Origin of the sequence: Limnobacter sp. MED105 (assembly GCF_000170915.1) — a bacterium.
Taxonomy (GTDB): Bacteria; Pseudomonadota; Gammaproteobacteria; order Burkholderiales; family Burkholderiaceae_B; genus Limnobacter.
The window spans coordinates 108,072-127,553 of the sequence record NZ_ABCT01000005.1 but is presented as its reverse complement, the minus strand read 5'-3'; the positions used below and the strand labels follow the sequence as shown (position 1 = coordinate 127,553).

Below are 19,482 nucleotides of genomic sequence, written 5' to 3'. Positions count from 1 at the left end.
ACATGAAAGCAACCATGAAACTGTCCGAATTCGATTTCAATCTTCCAGAACAACTTATTGCCCAACATCCTCCGGAAATCCGTGGAGAGTCGCGCTTGCTCGTTTGCGAGAACAACAAACCCATCGAAGACCGCCTGTTTGAGCATGTACTAAACTTGCTTGGACCCAATGATGTTTTGGTGATCAACGACACCAAAGTGCTGAAGGCCCGCCTTCAGGGCCACAAAGCCAGCGGCGGAAAAATCGAAGTCATGCTGGAGCGCATTCTCGACGACAAGCGTTTCACCGCCATGATTCGGGCCAGCAAGTCACCCAAACCGGGCAGTGAAGTGGTGTTGGCTGGCGTGGCCAAAGCGCGCGTGCTTAGCAAACACGACATGATGTACGAGCTGGAGTTGCTGGAAAGTAGCCTCAGCCTGCCTGATCTGCTGGATGCGCATGGCGCCCTGCCCCTACCGCCTTACATTGAACACAACGCGAATGCCCAAGACGACGAACGCTACCAAACCGTGTTTGCGCGGGAGCCAGGCGCCGTAGCCGCACCCACAGCTGGCCTGCATTTCACCGAACAATTGCTTCAACAAGTGCAGGCACGCGGGGTGAAACTGCTGAACCTGACATTGCACGTCGGCGCTGGCACATTCTTGCCGGTGAAAACGGACAACGTGGACGAACATGTGATGCACAGCGAGCGCTATGCGATTTCAGGTGCTGTAATTGCCGCGATGATCAAAGCCAAAGAAAACGGTGGTCGAGTAGTGGCAGTGGGCACCACTTCCCTGCGTGCACTGGAGGCTTGGGCCACAGAAACAGGCTGCAATTTAAATACCACCGAGGGTGTGGGCAAGGCAGCAGAATTTGCGCGCAGCGGCCATGCTGGCGACACTCAAATTTTTATCAAGCCCGGCTATACCTTCAAGGTGGTCGACAGGCTGATCACCAATTTCCATTTGCCCAAAAGCACCTTGCTGATGCTGGTGTCTGCTTTTGCCGGAAAAACCAACATACTCAATGCATATGCGCATGCAATTGCGCAACAATACAGGTTCTTCAGTTACGGCGACGCCATGTGGCTTGAACGCACCGAATGATCGAATCTGCTTACCCCATTGTTTCCCACGATGGCAGCGCCATTCAAATGATGCGCTGGTCGAAATCCGGCAACAAACCCAAACTGCATTGGGCCCATGCAACAGGTTTCAACGCCAAAACATACACACCATTGCTGCGCGAATTGCTGCCTCACTTTGATGTGCACACCTGGGACATGCGCGGGCACGGCGAAAGCCGCTCGGCAGGTAACCCCAAAACTTTTCGTGGCTGGACCACCTACTACCAAGACCTGATCGCCGTGCTTGACCAGGCCAGTGAACCCATGTGGCTTGCAGGGCATTCAATTGGCGCCACAACCAGCCTTGCAGCTGCAGCACAAAGGCCTGACAAGGTAAAAGGCCTTGTGTTGGTGGAACCGGTGCTACTGGATCCAAAGCAGGGGTTTGCATTGCGCCTGGCCAATTGGTTTGGCTTTGCTGACCGAATTGCAATGGCCGCAGCAGCAGCGAGAAGGCGGGCAAGTTTCCCGACACATCAAGACGCTTTTGAGAATTACCGCAGCAAAAAAGCTTTCGGAACATGGAGCGACGAGTGGTTACAAGCCTACGTGGAACATGGCTTTGTGCCGACCAGCAACAATGAAGTTGAACTGGCCTGCCCACCCCATTGGGAGTCGTTGACCTTTCAACACACCGAACCCAATGCCGCACGCTGGATTCGGGACCCGGGCTGCCCCATCCATATTCTTGCAGCTGGCAAAGGCTCTACGTTTCCCGCCACTGCACACGCGCGAATTCGAAAACGTTTGCCCAAGGCCCACATTGAAGTGATTGCCGATGCCACGCACTTCTTGCCCATGGAACACACCGAACTGGTGGTGCAACGCATTTGCGACATTGCAAAAAAATAAAGCCCGATGATTTCTCACCGGGCTTCTTAAAAACAAGGCAATTGCGTCGAATTTACTCGACCGCTTTCACCATGTCTTCGATTACTTTCTTGGCATCGCCAAACACCATCATGGTCTTGTCCATGTAGAACAACTCGTTGTCCAAGCCGGCGTAACCCGCGTTCATTGAACGCTTGTTCACGATAATGGTTTTGGCTTTGTAGGCTTCCAGAATTGGCATGCCTGCAATCGGGCTCTTGGGGTCTTTAGCCGCAGGGTTCACCACGTCGTTCGCACCCAGCACCAACACCACATCGGTTTGCGCAAATTCGCTGTTGATGTCTTCCATCTCGAACACCTGGTCGTAAGGCACTTCAGCCTCGGCCAGCAACACGTTCATGTGGCCGGGCATACGGCCTGCAACTGGGTGAATGGCGTACTTCACCGTAACACCCATGTGCGTCAGCTTCTCACTCAGCTCTTTCAGGGCGTGCTGCGCACGGGCAACGGCCAGGCCATAACCGGGCACAATCACCACGGTTTCAGCGTTGGTCAGCAAGAAAGCCACGTCGTCGGAAGAACCGCTTTTCACGGTGCGTTGCTGGCCACCGCCTGCGGCACCTGCATCAGCCTCGCCACCAAAACCACCCAGAATCACGTTGAAGAATGAACGGTTCATGGCCTTACACATGATGTACGACAAAATTGCGCCAGAGGAGCCCACCAGCGAACCTGCCACGATCAACATGCTGTTGTTCAGCGAAAAGCCAATACCTGCTGCCGCCCAGCCGGAATAGCTGTTCAGCATGGACACCACCACGGGCATATCGGCACCGCCGATTGGAATAATCAGTGTTACACCCAGAATGAAGGCAGCAATCGTCATGATGATGAAGGGTGTCCAGTCTTGCGTCACGGCAAACCAGATGCCACAGCCCACCATCACAAGGCCCAACACCGCATTGAGCTGATGTTGACCGGTGAAGCGCACAGGTGCACCTTGAAACAGGCGGAACTTGTACTTGCCACTCAACTTGCCGAAAGCGATCACTGAACCCGAGAAGGTAATTGCACCCACGAAGGTACCAATGAACAACTCGATTTTGTTGCCCAGTGGAATGTCGAAGTTGCCTTTGGCCGTGATGCCGAAGGCATCCGGTTCAGCAACAGCTGCAACCGCAATCGCCACAGCCGCCAAACCAATCATGCTGTGCATGAAGGCCACGAGCTCAGGCATCTTGGTCATTTCGACGCGCTTGGCCATGATAGTACCCAAGCCACCGCCCACAACCAATCCAGCCAGCACCCAGCCCAGGCCAGTCACCGCAGATTGCCCCGCAATTTCAGCCAGCTTGAAGATCAAACCGATTGTGGTGGCAATTGCAATTGCCATACCTACCATGCCGAAGGTGTTCCCCAAACGAGAAGTTGTGGGGTGTGAAAGGCCCTTCAGAGCCTGAATGAAACAGATTGACGCCACCAGATACAACAGCGTCACTGCGTTGAAACTCAATTCCATAAATTTCTCCAGATCGCTGTTGGTTTATTTGTTCTTTTTCTTGAACATTTCAAGCATGCGACGGGTGACCAAAAACCCACCGAACACATTCACAGCGGCCAAGGCCACAGCCAGCACACCCATGAACTTGCCCAGGGGCGTTACAGTCAGCGCGGCTGCCAGCATGGCACCCACAATCACGATTGCGGAAATTGCGTTGGTCACCGCCATCAAGGGGGTGTGCAGCGCGGGGGTTACGTTCCAAACCACGTGGTAACCCACGTAAATGGCGAGTACAAAAATAATCAGGTTGACCACGGTGGGGCTAATTGCGTCCATGTTGGCTCCTTCCTTAAGCGTTTTTGCGTTTGAGTTCGCCGCCGGTGCACATCAGGCACGCAGCAACAATGTCGTCTTCCATGTCGATCTTGAAGGTGCCTTCGCCGTCGAAAACAAGCTTCAGGAAATCGATCACGTTGCGGGCATACAGCGCAGATGCATCCGCAGCCACCATGGCGGCCAGGTTTGCATAACCCACGATTTTTACGCCGTTGACGTCGACAATCTCGTTCAGTTTGGACAAGGGGCAATTGCCGCCCTGCTCCACAGCCAGGTCGATCACGACTGAACCGGGCTTCATGGCACGCACGGTGTCTTCGTGCAGCAATGTGGGCGCCTTGCGGCCAGGAATCAATGCCGTGGTAATCACGATGTCGCTTTTGATCGCCTTTTCATGAACGGCAGCGGCCTGGCGCTTCATCCAGCTTTCGGGCATGGGGCGGGCATAACCACCCACGCCTTGAGCAATTTCACGTTCTTCGTCTGACTCAAAAGGTACATCCACAAACTTTGCACCCAACGATTCCACCTGTTCTTTCGTGGCGGGTCGTACGTCAGATGCTTCAATTACCGCACCCAAACGCTTGGCCGTTGCAATCGCTTGCAAGCCTGCAACACCAACACCCAGAATCAACACGCGAGCGGCTTTGACTGTACCGGCGGCGGTCATCAACATGGGCATAAAACGCTGGTAAACGTTGGCCGCAATCATCACGGCTTTGTAACCGGCAATGTTGGCTTGTGATGACAACACGTCCATGCTTTGCGCGCGAGTAGTGCGTGGCGCGGCTTCCAGCGCAAATGCAGTCAGGCCAGCCTTATTCATGGCTTCCAGGGAAGCATTGTCAAAGGGGTTCAGCATGCCGACCACCACTTGGCCTGCACGGTAAGCAGACAACTCGTTTTCTGCTGGCGCACGCACCTTGAGGATCATGTCGCAGTTGCTGATCACATCCATTGCGCGATCAACGATTGTGGCACCCACATCGCTGTAGGCCTGATCGGTAATCGAGCTGGCAATACCTGCACCTGCTTGAACAAACACTTCGTGTTTTTGAGAAATGAGCTTCTTCACCGTTTCAGGTGTTGCGGCTACACGCGTTTCTCCGGACCTTGTCTCGGCCGGGATTCCGATTTTCATGGAACTTCTCCTTGTGGGAAAGCGCTTTTATTTGATGTTTAGGAACTGCAAATACACTGCTGGTGCGGACTATAGCACGGTAGTATCACCCAATCTAAGGGATAACCACAACCCAGCATCTGACAATAATTCTTGTCAAATGATAATTGAATCGTTTGAGATTGTGTTGAGTCAATGATCTAAGCATCATTTGGCAAAAGGTGAGAAGCGAAGGGCTGCTTCTGAATCAAAAATTCAGCGGCGAGCCTGCTCAACATGCGCGCACACCAGCTTGGCAGCTTGAATCAGACGGGGGCCATTGCGCACCAAAATATCGTTCGGCAAGGTGTACACATGGTTGCGCTTTACGGCGGGCATTTGCGGCCAGGCGCTCCATTGCACTACAAAACCCTGATGATCCCGGCCAGAACCACTTGCCAGCAGCACTTCAGGCTTGCGCTTTAAAACCCCTTCCACACTGACTTGCGCGGCAAGGTTTGGCAAATCACCAAATACGTTTCGGCCACCGCACAAGCCAATTACTTCTGATACGGCATGCTGCCCGCCCAAAGTCATCAATGGCTGACCCCACACCTGATAAAACACGGGCACCTGTGTACGACCCCGGTACTCTGCGCGCAAGGCCTCGAACTGCTGCAACCAATCGTCTATGCGGGAAGCACTGCCCTGCTCTGTGCCCAGCAGCTTCGACACCCGGCGCATAGTAGTGGCCACCTGCTCAATTTTCTTGGGCTCGCTGACAAATACGGGTACGCCAGCTTTGCGAAGTTGTGCCACGACCTGCATTGAAATACCCGATTGCCACACCAGTACCAAATCGGGCTTGCGGGCGAGAATGGATTCTGCGCTGAGCATCCAGGGGTTTCCTAACTTGGGCAAGGTATTCACGCTTTCCGGAAAATTGCTGGAACCATCCACCGCGATTACCTTGCTCATCCCCCCCACGAAATCCACAATCTCAGTCAAGTGGGGGGCAAGCACCAACACGCGTTGAGCCTGCTGTGCGCAGACGGTTTGATTGGTGTCGTCGTGGACGCAGACAGCAGCCACTGCCGGGCCAGAAAGCCAGGTCAGGCAAATCGCTGCGAGCAAACGAATGCATTTCATGACAATTAAAACTCGGCATTCAGATTGACAAAAAACGCACGACCGATTTCCGGATAAATGCCGTTCGGGCCGAACTGGGTTCGGTAGTATTGCTTGTCCAACACGTTTTGAACTTGGAACACCACGCTGTACGAATCAGCACGATATCTCCAGTTCAAATCGAGCACGCCAAAGCCCGGGATCTGCAGATCCGTATTCGCGGCTGAACGTTGATCCGACTGAATATTCAAAATGGCCTCTGTCGACACACTCGATGTCCAGTCATATTCGGTAGCCACCTTCAAATTGTGGGCAGCCACCAGAGGAACACGGCCTCCACTCAGCGAGCCTGATTTAAACTCAGCATCCAAATACTGGTATGCCGCGATCATGCGCAGGTCTTTCCGAATACTGCCATTCCATTTCAGCTCTGCGCCTTGCCTGCGCAGTTCGTCCAAATTGCTGTTCAAACCGTTGATGAACATCGTAGGGTCCACAATGGTCGGGTCGAAAAACAATTCATTGTCCACATCCATCACGAACAGCGTCGAGCTGAACTCACCATTCCACAAACCTGTTTTCAAACCCACTTCAAATTCGTCAGCAATTTGAGGATTCAAAAATGGAACACGTGTGGTGCCAACACCCGCAAACCCGTTTTCATTGGCATTCGGAATTCTGAAACTGCGAGCCAATTTCGAGAACAATGTGAGATTTTCGGCAGCTTTCCATGAAGCGCCTAACTGGTGCGCCACCAGAGAATAATCGCGTGTCTGGCCACTGGCCTTTTGCTGCTCGGAACGCTCGTAACGACTACCCGCGTTGATTCGCAGAACATCATTCACAGTCCAGTCATCTTCAATAAAAATCGCATTGGATTCCAGCGTACCTGCATCGAACCCACGCAAAGCTGCTTTTTCAATGTCGTAACCAACCCGAATCACATGGGCACCCGTGCTGTGGGGCAGCGTGAAAGTGAGGTAAGGACTGATTTGATCTTGTTCATATTCCGAACGAGCGTCAAAAACGAAGGTACCAAAATCAAACGATCCCAATGCTTCGTGAGTGCGTCGACTTACACGCACACCAGTGCCCCAATTGCCGTAATCCGCCTCACCATAAAACCGGAATGTATTTCGCTCAAAAGAGCCGAAATCATTGGGGCTGTTCGTTTGCTTTGGGTTCTGCTCGAACTGCGCGCGGTTCAATGAACCGGGAAAACGCGACTTGGACCCCTCAGCCGAGAAAGATGCGCCTGCACTGTACACATCGCCTTGCCAATCCAGCGCAAGGCTACCCAAATCGCGGCTGGCTTCGCTGTTGTCGCGGTACCCGTTCGTAAACTCTTTTGATCCGTTGAACACAAGTGAGAAACCATTCGCACCACCGTACAGGGTTGCGCCCAATTCTTTGGTGTCATAGGAACCATAAGATGCAAATACGTCACCACCGAAACCTTCACGCCCCCTGCCTTTTTTAGTGGTAATTCGAATGACACCGCCACTGGCACCGCTGCCATAGGCAACAGAGCTTCCACCGCGAATTACTTCAATGGTTTCAATGCTACTAACAGGTATGCTGCCATAACGCGGCGTAACACCCTCGTTGTCGTTGAGCTTCACGCCATCGACCACAAACACCACGTTGGCCGACGCAGTTTCTCCAAAGCCACGTAAATCAACTGATGCACTGCGACTACCGTCCAGCGGTGTACGCACATTGACCAAAGCCAGCTTGGAAAGCACGTCACGTACGGTGGTGTAACCAGACTGGCGAATCTGCTCAGCGGTAATCACCGTGGTTGAAAATGGTTGATCTTTTTCTGACACAGCAGTGTGTGTGGAGGACACGAAAACAGGCGGCAGCGCATAAAAGGCCAATTCTTCCTGGGCAAGCGCTGGCGAAGCAGCCAACAAACAAACGATTGGTAATTTTTGAAAACGAATAGACACCTTGAACTCCAGTAAACCGCACCCACCGTGCAGCAATAAATTCACTGGAGAAGACAAAGAACAGGCGAAAGAACCATGCGCGCAACAAAACCACGGACAATACGCCAGGGTAAGTTACGGAAAAAAGTTCGATTAGAAGCAATTAGCCGCCTGCGCACTGCCTCCCCGCAGCACCAGTCGCTCGCCTGAATGGGACAGGCTGAACGGTCAAGGCCGGTATCCGGGCTTGTAAGTTTTGATGTGTCGCCTTCCCAGTTGCTGCGTTTAGAACAGCTTTACTACCAGTGGCAAAATGACACACCCGCACTTACTTACCGTTGCGGGGGCAGCGCAGGCTTGAACCTGCTTCCCGTTTAACTGCGCTCAAAAAATGAGCACAAGCACCTTAACCCTGCTATTCTAACGTGTTTTTTAACTCCCAAACCTCGGCGCACCCTGTTTAGGTAGTGCGATTGAAAACCATGTCAGAAGTCTGGAAACCCAGCGTTACAGTCGCGGCCATTGTTGAACATCAGGGCAAATTCCTGATCGTGGAAGAACACACCACCGACGGCATCAAACTGAACCAACCTGCAGGCCACCTGGACCCAGGTGAAACGCCACAATTCGGTGCTGCACGCGAGGCGCTGGAAGAATCGGCCTGGGAAGTAAAGCCTGTTGGTTTACTGGGCATCTACATGAGCCGCTATACCAGCTCGCGCACTCTGGAAGACGTCACCTACCTGCGTTTTGCCTTCGCGGCTGAAGTGGTGAAACACCATACCGACCGGGCACTGGACGATGGCATTATCCGCACCCTGTGGATGACTGCAGAGGAGCTGCGCGCCACTCAAGACCAACACCGCAGCCCCTTGGTGATGCGTTGCGTTGAAGACTTTCTGAACTGGAAGGCGGGCAAGCAACCTATTATGCCGCTTGAGCATGTGTACACGCACCCCAGCGTACTTGCTGGGCCAATGCCTCCCGGCGTATCGTAAATATCATGGCAAAAACAGTAGTTATTGGCATGTCGGGCGGGGTTGATTCCTCGGTGTCGGCATGGCTGCTAAAGCAGCAGGGTTACAACGTGATTGGTCTTTTCATGAAAAACTGGGAAGACGATGACGACTCGGAATATTGTTCCAGTCGGCAAGACTGGCTGGACGCTGCCAGCGTGGCCGACGTAGTGGGCGTGGACATTGAAGCCGTGAACTTCGCCAGCGAATACAAAGACCGGGTATTTTCGGTTTTTCTGAGTGAATACTCGGCTGGCCGCACACCCAACCCCGACATTCTTTGCAACAGTGAAATCAAGTTCAAAGCTTTTTTGGACCACGCCTACAGCCTGGGGGCCGATTACATTGCCACCGGTCACTATGCCCGCGTGCGGGAATTGAATGGCGAATTTCAACTGTTAAAAGCGGTCGATCACAGCAAAGACCAATCGTATTTCCTGCATCGGCTAAACCAGGCGCAACTCAGCAAAACCCTGTTTCCGCTGGGCGAAATCCAGAAAACCGAAGTTCGAAAAATTGCACTTGAGCTGGGCTTGGCCAACGCCACCAAAAAAGACAGCACTGGCATTTGCTTCATTGGCGAACGCCCGTTCCGTGAGTTTTTGAATCGCTACCTGCCTACTGCACCTGGGCCCATTCTGAACGATGAAGGCCAACAAATTGGCGAGCATGTGGGCTTGAGCTTTTACACGCTGGGCCAGCGCAAAGGCATTGGCATTGGCGGCCAGAAAGAAGGCAACGGTGAGCCGTGGTTTGTAGCTCGCAAAGATTTGCAGAACAACACCTTGTATGTGGTACAAGGGCATGATCACCCTTGGTTGCACCAAAAAGTACTGGTGGCGGAGCAGGCCCATTACATTTCAGGCCATGCCCCGTCAGACCCACAGCACATGGCTTGCAAAGCCCGTTACCGGCAGGAAGACTCTTCCTGTGATTTCAAACTGACCGAACAAGGATTCGAGCTGAACTTTGCGGAAAGCCAGTTTGCAGTCACTCCCGGTCAAAGTGCTGTGCTTTACCGGGGTGACGTGTGCCTGGGTGGCGGAGTAATTGCCAGTTACTGAGGTTTGGTGTCCTCAAAACTTGGACGACAGGCGATGCGTTCGGAATACTCATTCAATTCCGGATACAGTTCACGCCATTTCAACTCAGGCATGCGGAAATCAAGATAAAACAGGGCACAACCCACTGTGATATCCGCAAGGCTGAACTGCTCGGTCAGGTAAAAACCAGGCGTGGTTTTAATTCGATGAGAAACCCAAGCCAAACCATTGTGAATTTTCTGGGTTTGACGATCAATCCATGCCTGGCTTACTTTGTCGCCTTCATGAAATTTCTTCTCCAGAATAATATCCACCGCAGCTTGGCTGATACCTTGCCCCAAAGACTCCATGGTACGAACCAAGGCACGCATGTTTGGGTTGGTGGGCAGCAAAGGCACTGTTGGCATCATGTACTCGAGCGTGCCAGAAATGACCAAAGAATCGAATACGGTCTGGCCGCCATCCAAAATCAGGCAAGGCACTTTGCCAAGCGGATTGTGGTCGGCAATGCGGGTACTTTCATCCCACACGTTTTCCAGAACAAACTCGTACGGAATTTCTTTTTCTTGAAGCTGAACGCGAATTTTGCGCACGAAGGGGCTAGTCAGGGATCCCACTAGTTTCATCACAGTTCTCCTAAATACAATCCTGGATGAGATTGCGTCTTGTTTTTTACGACCTGAAAGTGTCTAACAGTTTTACGAATTGAACAAGCAGAATTCCAAAATACCACCACGGACACCACTCTGTCCGAACAGAGTCTGGTGAGACAGGTTACAATACAAGGCTTTGAAAAACCTCAATTTTTACCGCCCGCATGATCTCTTCAGACTCTTTAAGCACCCTTACCGCAATCAGCCCGCTTGACGGCCGTTATCAGTCCAAAGTGGCCAATTTGCGCCCCCTGCTCTCTGAAGCCGGGTTCATGCATCACCGCGTCATTGTAGAAATCGAATGGCTAAAAGCGCTTGCGAATGCCGGCTTTTCAGAGCTACCCGCTTTCTCCGCACAAGCCTTGGCGAAACTCGAGGCCATCAAAACCGAATTTTCAGAAGCCGACGCCCAACGCATCAAAGAATTCGAAGCCACCACCAACCACGACGTGAAAGCTGTTGAATACTTTATTAAAGAAAAGTTTCAAGCCGATGAAGAACTGAAAAAATCAGCAGAGTTTGTTCACTTTGCCTGCACATCTGAAGATATCAACAACATGAGCCACGCGCTCATGTTGAAAGCAACGCGCGAACAAGTCATTTTGCCGACACTGGACCGCATGGTGACCACTCTGCGCAATTACGCCCACCAGTTTGCTGACCTGCCGATGATGTGCCGTACCCACGGACAACCCGCCAGCCCTAGCACCATGGGTAAAGAGTTTGCTAATGTGGTACACCGGCTGGAGCGTGCAATTGCCGCCATCAAGGCTGTAGAATTACCCGCCAAAATGAATGGCGCCGTGGGCAACTTCAACGCCCATTTGTCTGCCTACCCGGAATTTGACTGGGAGAAACTCAGCCGCGACTTGATTGAAAGCCTGGGCCTGACCTTCAACCCCTACACTATTCAAATTGAGCCGCACGACGGCATTGCTGCCTTGATGGACGCCATTGCCCGCACCAACACCATTCTGATTGACCTGAGTCGCGACATTTGGGGCTACATTTCCCTGGGCTACTTCAAACAAAAACTGAAAGCCGGTGAAGTGGGTTCATCCACCATGCCGCACAAGGTCAACCCCATTGACTTCGAGAACGCAGAGGGCAACTTGGGCATGGCCAACGCCGTGTTGAAGCACCTGGCCGAGAAGTTGCCTGTTTCGCGCTGGCAGCGGGATTTGACCGACTCCACCGTACTTCGCAATTTGGGCGTGGGCATTGGCTATGCAGTGCTGGCCTATGAAAGCTGTCTGCGCGGCTTGGGCAAACTGGAAGTCAACGAGGCTGCAATCGCTGCCGACATTGACAATGCCTGGGAATTGCTTGCAGAGCCGGTACAAACTGTAATGCGCCGCTACGGTCTGCCCAACCCCTACGAACAACTCAAAGAATTGACCCGTGGCAAAGGCATCACCCAAGAGGGTTTGAAACAGTTTATTCAACAACTGGATCTGCCCGAGAACGAGAAAACTCGTTTGCTGGCCATGACCCCGGCAAGCTACATTGGCAAGGCTGCTGAACTTGCCAAGCGCATTTAACAATCACACCCGAGGCAAACCACCACCGTTTGTAAGTACCCTGCCTCGGGGATGATGAGCACGAAATACCCACGCATACTCAAGCACATACAGTTATTTTTGGTGTTTGACCATGCGTGCGGGCCTCGGATTTACCTTGATTGAACTGACGGTTGCAATTGCAATTGTTGGAGTACTCGCGACGCTCAGCTATGCAGGGTATGAAGCCTCTTGGGAAAAATCAAACTTTCGCACCATGCGGGAGTTTGGCGTGGAACTGGCATTAAGCCAGCAACTGCACCGGCAACGCTACGGACGCTACGCCCAAGGTGTTTCAAGCAACGGTACACCCAATGCCAATCGCTTGATTTTGCCGTCCTCAGCCAAATACCGGGTGCTTGTTTCGAATTCTGACTTTCGTGGCTATCGCGCAGAAGTTACACCCAGCGCTGGCGCCCCACTGAAATTGCCCGAAGCCTGCAGAACCCTGATTGTTGAAAGCGACATGGGTATTCAACGTTTTGGTGCCCGTTCTGCCGCCAATCAAAACACCTCTGACAGGTGTGTTCCCCATGGCTAAGACCAATCTGGGTTTCACGTTGATGGAAATACTGATTGGGCTTGCTGTGGTGGGTGTATTGGCGGTTTCGGTCATTCCCGGCATGAACTCGGTGTTGAACAAACAAACGCTAAAAGTGAAAGTTTCACGGCTGGACACCTATGTGGACCAAGCCCGTAACTTGGCTGCAATCACTGAATGCCCGGTCAAGATGAATCTGCAGCCAGCCAATGGTGCGGTGAACGTAAATGTAACCGTTCAACACGATTCGTTTATGAAAGGTTGTAGTGCGTGGTACGCGCAAACTGGCAGCCAAAACAACCGCGGATTTTCAGCCACCTTGAGTAACGTCACCTTGGCTGGCGCAGTGGACCTGAATTTCAATGCCGTGTCGGGTGTACTGGATACACAAAACCAAACACGCCTAACCCTGAACTACCGTGACAAACGCGCAGAAATTACCTACTTGGGCATCGGCAACGGAGTGGTGAGCTATGACTGACAAAAAACCAAATTGTCATGGCGCATCTTCAGTCAGTTTGCTGATTGGCATGGCCTTGTTGGCAATCAGCATCACTGGCGCACTCAAGTTAATGGGGGTCAGCATGCGTGCGCAGAACGATTTGAATACCGAAAACCTGGTTGACCAGGTCAACCGGATTGGTGAAATTGTAACGGTTCACCTGAACCGGGGCGGCAGTTACCAAAACCCGGACGTCGAGGCCAAAGGCATACAACTGTGCAGCTTGCAAAACCAGGCCGCGCAATGCAATGGATACCAAGCCACCAACAAAAACTTTTGCTTGAGTATCCCTACCCGGGTTAGTCGCAGCGGCAATGACGTGATTAACTTAACGGGCTTTCGTCTGATCAATGGCGTGCTGTCTCAACGGCAACTGAATGGCGTCAACATGGCGCAATTTGACCATGGCTCATTCTGCGGCAACAACCCAGACTGGCTTGATTTAAACAACAAGCACGACTTTGAATTCACCAATATTCGTTTTTGCAGGTTTCAAGCCAATACGCCCAATCAGGTCACAGCGCATTATGAACAGAACTGCAACTCGGTGATTGAGAACAACCCGGAATCCAATATGTTCTGGATTGCCATGTTCAAAGCCAAAATTGGCAACAACCTGACCGAGGGACAGTACGAGGAGGCCAGGATCATTCACCTGCTGAACACGACGCGGGTAAGGGTTGGATCATGAAAAAGTGGCGCAGCTTGCAAGAGAAATTACAAACCGGCGCACTCGGCGTGTTTGTATGTGTAGTGTTGGTGATTGTGTTCGGGCTCATCAGTCTACAAAACATCACCACTACAAGCCTTGATCTTTATTTGTCCAACTCCAAACAGCACATTGAAGAAGCCCGTCAACTGGCCTATGCCGGCCTTCGGCACTACACCCACAACTTTGGTAACGATGCTGCCATTCAGCAATTAATCGATTCTCACCGCGGCGACACCCGCATCATCGGCGAATGCTCTTTGACGGTTGCCTTGCCTGAAACGTTGAACCCGCAAATACAGTTGGCCAGCCCTGACACACCCGTCGATGTGCGGCAGGACATCGTGATTCGGGGCATTGTGGTTCCTTACAATTGCGACCACGCCATTTCTGATGAAAATTATCGGGCGACTTTTGAAATTGTGGCCAGCGTGAATTGTTCCGGAAGTGACGGTGTAGATTCAGGCTGCGTTAAACGCTCATTTGTATTCAACCGGGAAGACAGCAACGGTCTGCCCTACAATCCAATTCAAACACCGCCACCCCCACCTCCACCGCCCAGGCCACCTGACCCCAATCCGCCACCGCCACCTCCACCAGCGCCACCGGTTCAACACCCACCTCCTTCAGAGCCACCGCCCCGGGAAGAACCCCGGCCACCACCTCCGAAATCAAAGGGTAAACATGAAGTTGGATTCTAGAAAAAACGGGTTTGCAATGGTTGATGCCTTGATAGCTATACTGGTGCTGTCGATTGGTTTGGTGTTGTATGCCAAAAACTGGACCGCCAATTTTGGTGCCAAAAACTCGACCCATGTGCGTTCAATCGCGGCGACTCAGGTTGCGGAAATTGGCAATGTGTTGTTGGCCAATATTTCAGACCTAGACAGGGACACGCCACGTGGGCAAATCATTTCCCGGATGCAACAGTTCTCGGGGCGACTGGAAGACCACTTGAACAGTTATGCGGGTGCAAGAGGCTACGAATGCACCAGCAATGGACCAAGGGCCTTGGGGGCACCCAATAACGCAATTAATGTGAACCAGGCCACCTTGCCCCGAGCATGGTCACAGGGGGCTGCTTCATGCATCAGCATCCGGCCCTTGCCCAGTTTAAACACGCAAACCAACGGGGTTTGGGTGCACATTGAAGCCAGTTGGATTGATGCGCACACACGAGACAACCAAACAGAAAACGTCAGTGTGTACACTCTGGTTAGCCCGCTGTGAGGCTACTTTGAATAAAGTTGTGGGCCCAGGCGGTGATTCAGGCGATCGCTGACAAACGCGTGAATGACTGCAAACTGCTCATCGCCCAAGGACTTTAAGGCAAAGCCGTAGCTTGATGAAGTGGGGCCAGAGTCACGCGGTTTTGAGACCACCTCGGCGTCGCATTCAATCAGGTACTTGCGGTCATCCAGGATAATTTGAAATGCAATAGAAATGGATTGCCCCATGTTGAACGACACCGCTTTGGAAAACAACAGCTCAAGCCCACCTGTGGAAATGTTATCGATCACCGCAGTGATCGACTCGACTGAACCACCTTTACTGTCATTCAAACGAATGGTTGCGGGCAAATCACAATTCACCCGCCTGGCTCGGCGAATGGCCTGCGACTCGAGGTGAGTTTCATGCGGCCATGACATCACAATCAGTGGGTGCGGCGACAACAATACCTTTTCGATCATTGAACTAAAGCGGTAAATGGACAAACCGTAGGTGGCTTGAAATTCCCAAACCTGCCCCTCTTTGGCAAATACGCATTTACCATCCCGCATGGGGTGCGTGATCAAAATGGCTGCTTGAGGAATGCTGCCAATTAAACGAACGTGGAAGGGATCTTTGGCCTGACCGGGCGCGAACATTTTCAGTTGACTGCCCGTTTCGAAGGGGTCCTCGAACGCCTGCTTCGCCGGAAGCATTCTAGGCAAAGCCGTTGAATCAAGCTGAGGTTTGCCAGGTTGAATAACGAAGTTGGAGGCCCACCGGGGATTGTGATATAGGCCCTTGGCAGCCAGTTCATCAAGCTGTTTCTGACTGTTCACCGCTTGGCCTTCAGCCAGCAGCAATACACCACTTCTGTCAAAAATCGCGAATGGCAGCGCTTTACCTATTTCAATGTCGCCTTTGGCCAGTGGCGAAAGGTCTTTGGGATTGTCCACACTGCCTCGCTTGCTTACTCCGCTTTACGGAGTCTCAAATTCTTTGTCTTTTTTCACGGGTTTCACCAGGTCTTCCCTGGTCAGGCCCATCCACATCAACATGGGGCTGGCCACCAATACTGACGAATAGATACCGAACAGAATACCGATAGTTAAGGCCAAGGCAAAGCCATGTAAAGTGGGACCACCGAAAAACAACATAGAACACACCATGATTTGGGTAGATCCATGCGTGATAATGGTGCGTGAAATTGTTCGGGTAATTGCATTGTCAATTGTTTCTGACACTGTCATCCGACGAACTTTCTTGAATGTTTCCCGAATTCGATCAAATACCACCACCGATTCGTTCACCGAATAACCCAAAACTGCCAACACAGCGGCCAGTACCGACAGGGAAAACTCCCAGCCGAAGAAGGCAAAAAAACCAAGAATGATGACCACGTCGTGCAAGTTGGCCACAATCGCTGAAACTGCGAACTTCCATTCGAAACGAAGGGCCAGGTAAATCATGATGCCGATGATGACCACCATCAATGCGATCACGCCGTTTTCAGCCAGCTCCCGACCTACTTGCGGCCCAACAAATTCAACCCGCATCAACTGCACATCTGGGCCGCCCAAACTTAACACCTGTTCGGTCATTGCTTGCTGATTCAGTTTGCCCTCAGTACCCAATACGCCCGACTGCAGATCTTTCACCGCCAGGCGAACCAACACATCACGCGCGGTACCAAAGTTTTGAACCTGGGGTTCGTCAATTCCTGTGGCGCGCAAACCTTCGCGAATTTTCTCGAGTTCAGCCGGCTGGGAATAACGGGCCTCAACCAGCACGCCACCCGTGAATTCCACGCTCAAGTTCAAGCCTTTGGTGGACAGGAAAAACACCGCTGCCGCAAAAGTGAGGAATGAGATGATATTGAAAATTTTGGCATGCCGCATGAACGGAATGTCTTTTGTAATTCTGAATAGTTCCATTTGCTTTTAATTCACTTGGTTCGGTTGGTGTGAGTCACGCTTTTTTTGCGACAGCAGTGCTGTCAGTGGGGCGCCAGATTTGCCCAATGCTGACAGAGTCCAATTTCTTTTTACGGCCGTACCACAGGTTGACCACGCCACGAGACACCACAACCGCACTGAAAATTGAAGTCAAAATTCCCAGGCAGTGCACCACGGCAAAACCACGCACTGGGCCTGAGCCGAAAATCAGCAAAGCCAAACCAGCGATCAAGGTGGTGATGTTGGAATCAAGAATAGTGGCCCATGCACGCTCGTAACCAGCAGCAATGGCTTGTTGTGGCTGTGCACCGTCCCGGAGTTCTTCTCGAATACGTTCGTTGATCAGCACGTTGGCATCAATTGCCATACCCAAGGTAAGCGCAACAGCAGCCAAACCGGGCAAGGTGAGGGTGGCTTGCAACACCGACAACAAAGCAAACAACAGCAACACGTTTACTGCCAAGGCAAACACAGAAAACACACCAAACAACAGGTAATACAGCATCATGAAGATGCCCAAAGCAACAAAACCGTACAAGGTAGAGTTAATACCCTTGTCAATATTGTCGGCACCCAGGCTTGGGCCAATGGTGCGCTCTTCAATAATATCCATGGGCGCAGCCAGCGAACCCGCACGCAGCAACAAGGCGAGGTCAGCAGATTCAACCGTATTCATGCTGCCTGAAATTTGAACGCGCCCACCGCCAATTTCACCGCGAATGACAGGGGCAGTTACGACCTCGCCCTTGCCTTTCTCGATCAGCACAATCGCCATGCGCTTGCCGATATTTTCAGCAGTGATATTCCGGAAAATACGGGAACCCTGGCTGTCCAGCGTCAAATGCACCGCGGGCTCTTGAGTTTGGTTGTCAAAGCCGGCTTGCGCGTCGGTCAGGTTATCACCAGTCAAAATCACTTCCGACTTCAGCAACAAATCCCGGCCACCGCGTTCGGTGTATCGCTCCAGACCAAAAGGCACAATGCCGCTGGCCAAAGCTGATTGCGCTTCAGGGCTATCGTCCACCATCCGAACTTCCAGCGTAGCTGTGCGGCCCAGAATGTCTTTGGCCTTGGCCGTGTCTTGCACACCAGGTAGCTGAACCACAATGCGGTCTGCCCCCTGGCGTTGAATCACAGGCTCGGCCACACCCAGTTCATTAATTCGGTTGTGCAGCGTGGTGATGTTTTGCCGCAATGCATATTCACGCGCCTGCTGTTCAATTTCTGGTGCCAGCGTTGCCACAAGCGCAAATTCCGAGCTGTTCTCAGGCGTGGCCAACTGCAAGTCCGGGTATTCCTTGGCCAAAGCAGCTTGTGCCTTGTTGCGAGCTTCTGCATCGCGGAAAGTCAGGTTAAAGCCAGCAGGCGTGCGCGGCGCACTGGCATACCGCAAATCTTCTTCACGCAGGGTTTGCTTGGCACTGGCCAGCAATGCGTCTTTGCGTTTTTCGAGCGCGGCGTCCATGTCCACTTGCAACAGGAAATGCACACCACCTCGCAAATCGAGGCCCAGGTACATCGGTAGGGCATTGATGTTGGTTAACCAGTCGGGTGAACGAGACAACAAGTTCAGGGCCACAATGTAGTCGGGGTCTGCCGGGTCTGGGTTGAGCTTGCTTTGAAGAAAGTCCCTGGCCTTAAGCTGCTCTTCAGACGAGTTGAACCTGAGTTTAAGCGTTCCACCGCCCAGTGTTTCTTCGAAAAACACCCCGTCGGGCTTGATACCCTGCGCCTCAAGCTGGCTGGACAATTGACCAGCCAGATCAGGAGACAGTTTCAATGTGGACTTGCCACTTGAAACCTGCACAGCAGGCGCTTCGCCATAAAAATTGGGCAGGGTGTACAACACACCCAGCACCAAAACAATGGCGATCATCAGGTACTTCCAGACAGGGTATCGATTCATGACAGCAAATTAACGTGTTTCTTTCAGGGTGCCGCGGGGCAGCAGGCTTTGTACAGCAGCGCGTTGCAGCACAACTTCAACGGGCTTGTCACCCATTTCAGCCACTTCCAGCGTGATATACGACTCGTTGATCTTGCTGATTTTGCCCAGCAAACCACCCGAGGCAATGACTTCATCGCCTTTCTGCAGGGCTTCAACCATGGCTTTGTGTTCTTTCTGACGCTTCATTTGAGGACGAATGGCCAAGAAATAAAGTACGCCAAACATCAAAATGAGGGGCAAGAAGCTTAAAAGGCCACTTTCCGGGCCAGCGGCTGCGGATTGCGCAAACGCGGATGAAATCACAGTCATCTCCTTAAAGTTGTGATGGGTTCGCGCCGAGTATACAACGCTTGACACTTAAAATTCAGACCAAAAGGCTTGACTTGGGTTCCACTTAAAGATTCACTTAG

At 52.2% G+C, this 19,482-nt stretch carries 20 protein-coding genes and 1 riboswitch; of the genes, 10 read left to right on the top strand and 10 right to left on the bottom strand.

Translation table 11 applies throughout. From position 1 onward, the window contains the following. The first annotated feature begins 2 nt into the window (after nucleotides 1-2). Together queA and LMED105_RS06920 are read left to right on the top strand one after the other, a co-directional pair. On the top strand, nucleotides 3-1,091 hold the full coding sequence (gene queA / locus LMED105_RS06925; RefSeq protein WP_008249639.1) for a tRNA preQ1(34) S-adenosylmethionine ribosyltransferase-isomerase QueA: 1,089 nt from the start codon (nucleotides 3-5) through the stop codon (nucleotides 1,089-1,091). After that, nucleotides 1,088-1,963, top strand: coding sequence for an alpha/beta fold hydrolase (locus LMED105_RS06920; protein WP_008249638.1), 876 nt, complete (start codon nucleotides 1,088-1,090; stop codon nucleotides 1,961-1,963). The genes queA and LMED105_RS06920 overlap by 4 nt, the downstream gene beginning before the upstream one ends. 52 nt (nucleotides 1,964-2,015) lie before the next feature. Here the strand turns inward: LMED105_RS06920 and LMED105_RS06915 are convergent, their stop codons facing one another. From LMED105_RS06915 to LMED105_RS06895, 5 genes are all read right to left on the bottom strand, one after another. Further along, nucleotides 2,016-3,461, bottom strand: coding sequence for an NAD(P)(+) transhydrogenase (Re/Si-specific) subunit beta (locus tag LMED105_RS06915; protein WP_040512635.1), 1,446 nt, complete (start codon nucleotides 3,459-3,461; stop codon nucleotides 2,016-2,018). A 24-nt stretch (nucleotides 3,462-3,485) separates the two neighbouring features. Beyond that, entirely contained in the window at nucleotides 3,486-3,779 is a 294-nt protein-coding gene (locus tag LMED105_RS06910; protein ID WP_008249635.1) for an NAD(P) transhydrogenase subunit alpha, read from the bottom strand. 13 nt (nucleotides 3,780-3,792) lie between these two features. Beyond that, the gene (locus tag LMED105_RS06905; protein WP_008249634.1) at nucleotides 3,793-4,920 is read right to left on the bottom strand and encodes a Re/Si-specific NAD(P)(+) transhydrogenase subunit alpha; all 1,128 of its coding nucleotides are present in this window, start codon (nucleotides 4,918-4,920) and stop codon (nucleotides 3,793-3,795) included. A 234-nt stretch (nucleotides 4,921-5,154) separates the two neighbouring features. Next, nucleotides 5,155-6,027, bottom strand: a complete 873-nt coding sequence (locus tag LMED105_RS06900) for a cobalamin-binding protein (protein WP_008249633.1) — start codon at nucleotides 6,025-6,027, stop codon at nucleotides 5,155-5,157. A gap of 5 nt (nucleotides 6,028-6,032) precedes the next feature. Further along, nucleotides 6,033-7,958 carry a TonB-dependent receptor gene (locus LMED105_RS06895; protein ID WP_156799582.1) on the bottom strand — a complete coding sequence of 642 codons (1,926 nt, stop codon included), beginning with the start codon at nucleotides 7,956-7,958 and terminating at the stop codon, nucleotides 6,033-6,035. Nucleotides 7,959-8,151: 193 nt separating this feature from the next. Then, a riboswitch (cobalamin riboswitch) is annotated at nucleotides 8,152-8,361 on the bottom strand. A gap of 58 nt (nucleotides 8,362-8,419) precedes the next feature. Between LMED105_RS06895 and LMED105_RS06890 the strand changes: the two genes are divergently transcribed. Together LMED105_RS06890 and mnmA are read left to right on the top strand one after the other, a co-directional pair. Beyond that, complete coding sequence (locus LMED105_RS06890) at nucleotides 8,420-8,935, top strand: NUDIX hydrolase (protein ID WP_040512632.1); 516 nt, start codon at nucleotides 8,420-8,422, stop codon at nucleotides 8,933-8,935. A 2-nt stretch (nucleotides 8,936-8,937) separates the two neighbouring features. Beyond that, nucleotides 8,938-10,017, top strand: a complete 1,080-nt coding sequence (gene mnmA, locus LMED105_RS06885; protein ID WP_156799581.1) for a tRNA 2-thiouridine(34) synthase MnmA — start codon at nucleotides 8,938-8,940, stop codon at nucleotides 10,015-10,017. On the opposite strand, the gene LMED105_RS06880 is transcribed toward mnmA, so the two are convergent. Further along, the gene (locus LMED105_RS06880; protein WP_008249629.1) at nucleotides 10,011-10,622 is read right to left on the bottom strand and encodes a glutathione S-transferase C-terminal domain-containing protein; all 612 of its coding nucleotides are present in this window, start codon (nucleotides 10,620-10,622) and stop codon (nucleotides 10,011-10,013) included. The genes mnmA and LMED105_RS06880 overlap by 7 nt on opposite strands. A gap of 191 nt (nucleotides 10,623-10,813) precedes the next feature. Between LMED105_RS06880 and purB the strand changes: the two genes are divergently transcribed. The 6 genes from purB to LMED105_RS06850 all read left to right on the top strand — a co-directional run bounded on the left by purB (nucleotide 10,814) and on the right by LMED105_RS06850 (nucleotide 15,190). Continuing rightward, nucleotides 10,814-12,190 carry an adenylosuccinate lyase gene (gene purB, locus LMED105_RS06875; RefSeq protein ID WP_008249627.1) on the top strand — a complete coding sequence of 459 codons (1,377 nt, stop codon included), beginning with the start codon at nucleotides 10,814-10,816 and terminating at the stop codon, nucleotides 12,188-12,190. Nucleotides 12,191-12,302: 112 nt separating this feature from the next. Further along, complete coding sequence (locus LMED105_RS06870; RefSeq protein WP_008249624.1) at nucleotides 12,303-12,749, top strand: type IV pilin protein; 447 nt, start codon at nucleotides 12,303-12,305, stop codon at nucleotides 12,747-12,749. Further along, a complete protein-coding gene (locus LMED105_RS06865; protein WP_008249622.1) occupies nucleotides 12,742-13,230 on the top strand; it encodes a Tfp pilus assembly protein FimT/FimU in 489 nt (162 codons plus the stop codon). Before LMED105_RS06870 ends, LMED105_RS06865 begins: the two co-directional genes overlap by 8 nt. Further along, complete coding sequence (locus tag LMED105_RS06860; RefSeq protein ID WP_008249620.1) at nucleotides 13,223-13,942, top strand: hypothetical protein; 720 nt, start codon at nucleotides 13,223-13,225, stop codon at nucleotides 13,940-13,942. Before LMED105_RS06865 ends, LMED105_RS06860 begins: the two co-directional genes overlap by 8 nt. Then, entirely contained in the window at nucleotides 13,939-14,661 is a 723-nt protein-coding gene (locus tag LMED105_RS16905) for a hypothetical protein (RefSeq protein ID WP_040512630.1), read from the top strand. The genes LMED105_RS06860 and LMED105_RS16905 overlap by 4 nt, the downstream gene beginning before the upstream one ends. Beyond that, nucleotides 14,645-15,190 (top strand): hypothetical protein, encoded by a 546-nt coding sequence (locus tag LMED105_RS06850; RefSeq protein ID WP_156799580.1) that lies wholly within the window; start codon nucleotides 14,645-14,647, stop codon nucleotides 15,188-15,190. The genes LMED105_RS16905 and LMED105_RS06850 overlap by 17 nt, the downstream gene beginning before the upstream one ends. Before the next feature lie 2 nt (nucleotides 15,191-15,192). Here LMED105_RS06850 and LMED105_RS06845 read toward each other — a convergent pair whose 3' ends face one another. Genes LMED105_RS06845 through yajC form a run of 4 tightly spaced genes read right to left on the bottom strand, consistent with a single transcriptional unit; the run spans nucleotide 15,193 to nucleotide 19,381 of the window. Next, nucleotides 15,193-16,125, bottom strand: coding sequence for a flagellar brake protein (locus tag LMED105_RS06845; RefSeq protein ID WP_008249616.1), 933 nt, complete (start codon nucleotides 16,123-16,125; stop codon nucleotides 15,193-15,195). Between the two features lie 24 nt (nucleotides 16,126-16,149). Beyond that, a complete protein-coding gene (secF, locus tag LMED105_RS06840; RefSeq protein ID WP_008249615.1) occupies nucleotides 16,150-17,103 on the bottom strand; it encodes a protein translocase subunit SecF in 954 nt (317 codons plus the stop codon). Between the two features lie 34 nt (nucleotides 17,104-17,137). Continuing rightward, the gene (gene secD, locus LMED105_RS06835) at nucleotides 17,138-19,030 is read right to left on the bottom strand and encodes a protein translocase subunit SecD (protein ID WP_040512628.1); all 1,893 of its coding nucleotides are present in this window, start codon (nucleotides 19,028-19,030) and stop codon (nucleotides 17,138-17,140) included. 9 nt (nucleotides 19,031-19,039) lie between these two features. Further along, entirely contained in the window at nucleotides 19,040-19,381 is a 342-nt protein-coding gene (yajC, locus tag LMED105_RS06830) for a preprotein translocase subunit YajC (RefSeq protein ID WP_008249612.1), read from the bottom strand. Between the last annotated feature and the right edge of the window lie 101 nt (nucleotides 19,382-19,482).

Excerpts from the sequence above, each read along its gene's own strand:
- LMED105_RS06890 (WP_040512632.1), top strand. The coding sequence starts at position 8,420 with ATGTCAGAAGTCTGGAAACCCAGCGTTACAGTCGCGGCCATTGTTGAA.
- purB (WP_008249627.1), top strand. The coding sequence starts at position 10,814 with ATGATCTCTTCAGACTCTTTAAGCACCCTTACCGCAATCAGCCCGCTT.
- secD (WP_040512628.1), bottom strand. The coding sequence starts at position 19,030 with ATGAATCGATACCCTGTCTGGAAGTACCTGATGATCGCCATTGTTTTG.
- LMED105_RS06900 (WP_008249633.1), bottom strand. The coding sequence starts at position 6,027 with ATGAAATGCATTCGTTTGCTCGCAGCGATTTGCCTGACCTGGCTTTCT.
- queA (WP_008249639.1), top strand. The coding sequence starts at position 3 with ATGAAAGCAACCATGAAACTGTCCGAATTCGATTTCAATCTTCCAGAA.
- LMED105_RS06880 (WP_008249629.1), bottom strand. The coding sequence starts at position 10,622 with ATGAAACTAGTGGGATCCCTGACTAGCCCCTTCGTGCGCAAAATTCGC.
- yajC (WP_008249612.1), bottom strand. The coding sequence starts at position 19,381 with ATGACTGTGATTTCATCCGCGTTTGCGCAATCCGCAGCCGCTGGCCCG.
- LMED105_RS06865 (WP_008249622.1), top strand. The coding sequence starts at position 12,742 with ATGGCTAAGACCAATCTGGGTTTCACGTTGATGGAAATACTGATTGGG.
- LMED105_RS06860 (WP_008249620.1), top strand. The coding sequence starts at position 13,223 with ATGACTGACAAAAAACCAAATTGTCATGGCGCATCTTCAGTCAGTTTG.
- LMED105_RS06915 (WP_040512635.1), bottom strand. The coding sequence starts at position 3,461 with ATGGAATTGAGTTTCAACGCAGTGACGCTGTTGTATCTGGTGGCGTCA.
- secF (WP_008249615.1), bottom strand. The coding sequence starts at position 17,103 with ATGGAACTATTCAGAATTACAAAAGACATTCCGTTCATGCGGCATGCC.
- LMED105_RS16905 (WP_040512630.1), top strand. The coding sequence starts at position 13,939 with ATGAAAAAGTGGCGCAGCTTGCAAGAGAAATTACAAACCGGCGCACTC.
- LMED105_RS06920 (WP_008249638.1), top strand. The coding sequence starts at position 1,088 with ATGATCGAATCTGCTTACCCCATTGTTTCCCACGATGGCAGCGCCATT.
- LMED105_RS06850 (WP_156799580.1), top strand. The coding sequence starts at position 14,645 with ATGAAGTTGGATTCTAGAAAAAACGGGTTTGCAATGGTTGATGCCTTG.
- LMED105_RS06870 (WP_008249624.1), top strand. The coding sequence starts at position 12,303 with ATGCGTGCGGGCCTCGGATTTACCTTGATTGAACTGACGGTTGCAATT.
- LMED105_RS06910 (WP_008249635.1), bottom strand. The coding sequence starts at position 3,779 with ATGGACGCAATTAGCCCCACCGTGGTCAACCTGATTATTTTTGTACTC.
- LMED105_RS06905 (WP_008249634.1), bottom strand. The coding sequence starts at position 4,920 with ATGAAAATCGGAATCCCGGCCGAGACAAGGTCCGGAGAAACGCGTGTA.